The sequence below is a fragment of the Sphingobium cyanobacteriorum genome (assembly GCF_030580935.1).
In the GTDB taxonomy this organism is placed as follows: Bacteria; Pseudomonadota; Alphaproteobacteria; order Sphingomonadales; family Sphingomonadaceae; genus Sphingobium; species Sphingobium cyanobacteriorum.
On the sequence record NZ_JAUQOM010000046.1, the window covers coordinates 1 to 4,354 of the forward strand.

6 protein-coding genes are annotated in these 4,354 nt (G+C 59.5%); 1 reads left to right on the forward strand and 5 read right to left on the reverse strand.

Annotated features, from left to right (window positions below; all coding sequences use genetic code 11):
- Positions 1-18: 18 nt before the first annotated feature.
- Positions 19-951, reverse strand: a complete 933-nt coding sequence (locus Q4610_RS21365) for an electron transfer flavoprotein subunit alpha/FixB family protein (RefSeq protein ID WP_234189806.1) — start codon at positions 949-951, stop codon at positions 19-21.
- A gap of 22 nt (positions 952-973) precedes the next feature.
- The gene (locus Q4610_RS21370; RefSeq protein ID WP_234189805.1) at positions 974-1,723 is read right to left on the reverse strand and encodes an electron transfer flavoprotein subunit beta/FixA family protein; all 750 of its coding nucleotides are present in this window, start codon (positions 1,721-1,723) and stop codon (positions 974-976) included.
- Positions 1,724-2,056: 333 nt separating this feature from the next.
- On the opposite strand from Q4610_RS21370, the gene Q4610_RS21375 reads away from it, so the two are divergent.
- Complete coding sequence (locus tag Q4610_RS21375; protein WP_234189804.1) at positions 2,057-2,674, forward strand: TetR/AcrR family transcriptional regulator; 618 nt, start codon at positions 2,057-2,059, stop codon at positions 2,672-2,674.
- A gap of 69 nt (positions 2,675-2,743) precedes the next feature.
- Here Q4610_RS21375 and Q4610_RS21380 read toward each other — a convergent pair whose 3' ends face one another.
- The 3 genes from Q4610_RS21380 to Q4610_RS21390 form a co-directional block, all read right to left on the reverse strand.
- The gene (locus Q4610_RS21380) at positions 2,744-3,151 is read right to left on the reverse strand and encodes a helix-turn-helix domain-containing protein (RefSeq protein WP_234189803.1); all 408 of its coding nucleotides are present in this window, start codon (positions 3,149-3,151) and stop codon (positions 2,744-2,746) included.
- The gene (locus Q4610_RS21385) at positions 3,152-3,454 is read right to left on the reverse strand and encodes a hypothetical protein (protein WP_234189802.1); all 303 of its coding nucleotides are present in this window, start codon (positions 3,452-3,454) and stop codon (positions 3,152-3,154) included.
- 356 nt (positions 3,455-3,810) lie between these two features.
- Positions 3,811-4,354 (reverse strand): hypothetical protein (locus tag Q4610_RS21390; RefSeq protein ID WP_304537798.1); only part of this gene is annotated, 544 nt, incomplete at its 5' end.

Consider the following 4,354-nt stretch of genomic DNA (forward strand, 5'->3'; position numbering starts at 1 on the left):
ATTGTGGGGCAGTCGCGGTTAGCCAATTGCCTTTTGCAGCTCCGGTAGGACCTCAAAGAGATCCCCGACAAGGCCGTAGTCCGCTACTTGGAAGATCGGCGCCTCCTCGTCCTTGTTGATCGCCACGATCACCTTCGAGTCCTTCATGCCCGCCAGATGCTGGATCGCGCCCGAGATGCCGCAGGCGATGTAGAGCTGCGGTGCAACCACCTTGCCGGTTTGGCCGACCTGCCAGTCGTTCGGCGCATAGCCGGCATCGACGGCGGCGCGCGATGCGCCGACGGCCGCACCGAGCTTGTCGGCGACCGGAAGGATCACTTCCTGGAATTTTTCAGACGAGCCGAGCGCGCGGCCGCCCGAGATGATGATCTTGGCAGACGTCAGCTCCGGGCGGTCCGACGAGGACAGCGCATCCTTGACGTGGCTCGAAAGGCCCGGATCGGCGGCGGCGGAGATCGTCTCGACCGAGGCGCTACCGCCCTCGTCGGCGGCGGCGAAAGAGGCCGTGCGCACGGTGATCACCTTCTTGGCGTCGGTGGACTGCACCGTCTGGATGGCATTGCCGGCATAGATCGGACGCTTGAACGTATCGGCCGAGACGACCTCGACGATTTCCGAGATCTGCGCCACGTCGAGCAGGGCGGCAACGCGCGGCAGCACGTTCTTGCCGACCGAGGTCGCGGCCGAGACGATGGCGTCGTAGTTGCCGGCAAGCGACACGATGAGCGCCGCCAGCGGTTCGGCGAGGTTGTTGCCGAGGCTCGCATCGTCGGCGACGAGCACCTTCGTCACGCCCGAGAGCTTTGCAGCGGCTTCGGCGGCCGCCTTGGCGCCCGAGCCGGCGACGAGCACATGCACGTCCGAGCCGATCTTGGAAGCGGCCGTCAGCGCCTTGGCGGTCTGGTCGGAAAGGGTTGCGTTGTCGTGGTCTGCCAGAAGAAGAATGGCCATGGTTGTGTTCTCCCTTTCCTGCTTAGAGCACGCCGGCTTCGGTCTTGAGCTTTTCGACCAGCTCGGCGACGCTCTTGACCTTGACGCCCGCCTTGCGGCCCGACGGCTCCTCGGTCTTCAGCACCTTCAGGCGCGGGCTCGTGTCGACGCCGAAGTCGGCAGGCGTCTTCTTGTCGAGCGGCTTCTTCTTCGCCTTCATGATGTTCGGCAGCGAGGCATAGCGCGGCTCGTTCAGGCGAAGGTCGGTGGTGACCACGGCCGGAAGCTTCACGTCGATGGTCTGGAGACCGCCGTCGACTTCGCGCGTCACGGTCGCCTTGCCGTCGCCGATCTCGACCTTGGAGGCGAAGGTGGCCTGCGCCCAGCCGAGAAGAGCGGACAGCATCTGGCCGGTCTGGTTCGAATCGTCGTCGATGGCCTGCTTGCCGACGATGACGAGGCCGGGCTGCTCGGCCTCGGCGACGCCCTTGAGGATCTTGGCGACGGCGAGCGGCTCGACGGCGTCTTCCGTCTCGACCAGCACGGCGCGGTCGGCGCCCATGGCGAGAGCGGTGCGCAGCGTTTCCTCGGCCTTGGCCGGGCCGATGGAGACGACCACGACTTCCTCGGCCTTGCCGGCTTCCTTCAGCCGAAGCGCCTCTTCCACGGAGATTTCGTCGAACGGATTCATCGACATCTTCACATTGGCAAGCTCGACGCCCGAGCCGTCCGCCTTGACGCGAATCTTAACGTTGTAATCAACGACCCGCTTGACTGGGACCAAGATTTTCATAGCAGCCTTGCCTTCCATTTAAGGACGCAGCACCGCACCCAACGCGGGCGTGATAACGGCCTACGCTCTACTCCGTAACAGATGCAAATACTTATATTCCGTTCCGTCGGTAAGTAAATAGAAATCTTGGGGCGCGCTTGCTCTCGTCGAGAGCTGTTATCAGAGCAAGTTAGGTCACCGAACTCCTGGAGGGACTCTTTTTTCCCTTCCGACCCGTCGTTAAGTTGGCAACAAGAAGTTTGATCGGCGTATTGGTGTTTGTTGCGCATTGGTAATGTGGTAGCAAAAGAGAAATCCCACTCTGCGCGAGCAAACACCTACATCAGAGGCCCAATGAAGCAGACCAAGACAAAGCCCCGCATGGGACGACCGCCCGTTCTCGAAAATGCTCGCGATCGCATTCTTGACGAGGCCGCAGTCTTGTTTGGAGAGGGCGGCTTCGACAATGGCTCCATGAATGTCGTTGCCGAGCGGCTTGGCGTCTCAAAGGCCGCCGTCTACCATTATTTCGACACCAAGCAATCTGTCTATGACGCCATTATCGTACGCACGTTGGGCGGACTGCTCGAACACGTCAGTCGAGCTGTTGCAGCGTCCACCACCGCAGAAGACAAACTAAAATCATTCATGGTTTCGCACGCTGCATACTTTGAAAAAAACTATTGGGGTTTTGTCTGCATGCTGATCGGATACGGCGGCATGGCAAATCCGGGGCTGAAAACCGAGGCCAATCAGCTTCGTATCGAGTATGAGAGTATACTTCGCGGAATTCTTCGCGAAGGAATGGCAACCGGCGCCTTCCGTGAGGCGGATGTGACAACATCATCTCACTCGGTCTTATCTATGCTCAACTGGATGGTCCGCTGGTTCAAGCCAGGCGGTCAAAAACGCGCAGAAACTGTTGCAGCGGAATATTTTGATCTCCTTACCAATGGCCTCTACAAAAGATAAGAGAAAGAGCCGCGGGGGTATGCCGCATTGTTAAAGAAGTCACGGTACAAACATTAGTGCGCGCCGACATCAGGTGTCGGAAACGTCTTCTCGCCGGAATGCATCTGCTAAGGCCGTGACAAGGCCGACGACCTTTCGGCGCATCCTATGTGAACTGATCCGTGAGAATGCAAGGTTGAGATCACGCCCTTCGTTCGTCTCGAGAAAGCTGGCAAGCTCGGGCGCCGCAGCCACCATACCTTGCCCCGTATCGTCCGCACCGGGAAAGAAATACGAGGGCGGCACGCCGAACGTCTTCGCAATCACAGCGAGGCGGCTGGAACTCACCCGGTTCGTCCCCTTCTCGTATTTCTGGATCTGCTGGAAAGTGACGCCGAGGGCGGCAGCCAGGGTATCCTGGCTCATACCCCTCAAGCGCCGCTGCGCTTTGATCTTGCTTCCGACTTCCACGTCGATCGGGTCAGGCGTCTTCGCCATTCAATTTTCCCCGATCGTTTCGATAATATCGTACTTTTTGACGATCGCGCCGACGCCACTATTGAGCAGCGCGACCATTACCTCTTTGGTCACTGGGACGGTCACGACCCGCTCTAGATGCATTGGCGGTAAATCGTGGTCCGGTTCATTTGAAACCGCTTCGCGTAAATCAACGAGCGCCTGGCGGGCACTCTCCGCACTACCGAAAAACGGATTTCGGACCACATCGTCACGCCAACGCGACCCGGCCGACTGGAAGGTGGGCGAATAGGTGTAGCATGTGAAGGAAGGTGCTGCTGACACTCGGTTTCCTCCCAGAGCAACGCGGTACGCCCCCGCTTCTGCTCTTTGACCCCTGGTGATCGGGGAGTTGGAAACCGCATAGCACGGCCCTACGGCCTTTAGCTCCGAGGAACCTGTTGCATACGCCGCAGGATCCCCGACCGCAAAGGTCGAAGAGTGGTGCCATGTCGCGGCACCTGCCTAGCTATGAGGGGTTTCCACGCCCCAAAGCAGCGCGTGACTGCTTCAGCCGTGAGTCTAGGCGATCACGCGGCGCGGTGCAAACACTCAGAGTAGAAATTCCGAATGAATTCAGTCGATAGATGCTGAAGATGGTTCCCCCGATATGCGCCCAGCGATATGGCTGCGTTTCAGTATCAGCGAAACAGACGGCCAGTTGTGCAGCCAGACGGAAGGTGAACGCCATGGACGAGCAGAGCGAGACGATAACGATTTCCAGCCGCAGCGATTTCGCCCTTTGGGCAATTGAACGGGCTAAGGCGATTGTTGCTGACGAAGGCGGCAATCTCGCCATCGCCACGCGTGACCACGGCGAAGACGAAGTTGCCGCAACGGCCAACGCCCTTGGCCAGGCCATCGTCGATGCCCTGCTTGAAGTCTTCGATGGCCTGATGCAGGAATAGCGGCGGATTAACGCTCCGCGCCGTCGCGACCATTGTCTCGCTGGCGGTCCTGTTCCGCTTGGTGGAGAACCTGCTGGCGATGTTCATCCTGTGCATTTTTCGCCGCGCCTGCCTGCTCGCGGGCGGCCCGAGAGGCGCGGCCAGTGGCAATAGCCGGCCTTGTCGCAAATTCTTCAGGTTAACTCGATGTTGACCATGGGGAGAGAAGTTGCCGCTCCTGATATTGCGGAGCGAGCCGATGATTTTGAATACCATTGCCGAAAAGCTGAAGCGCCAG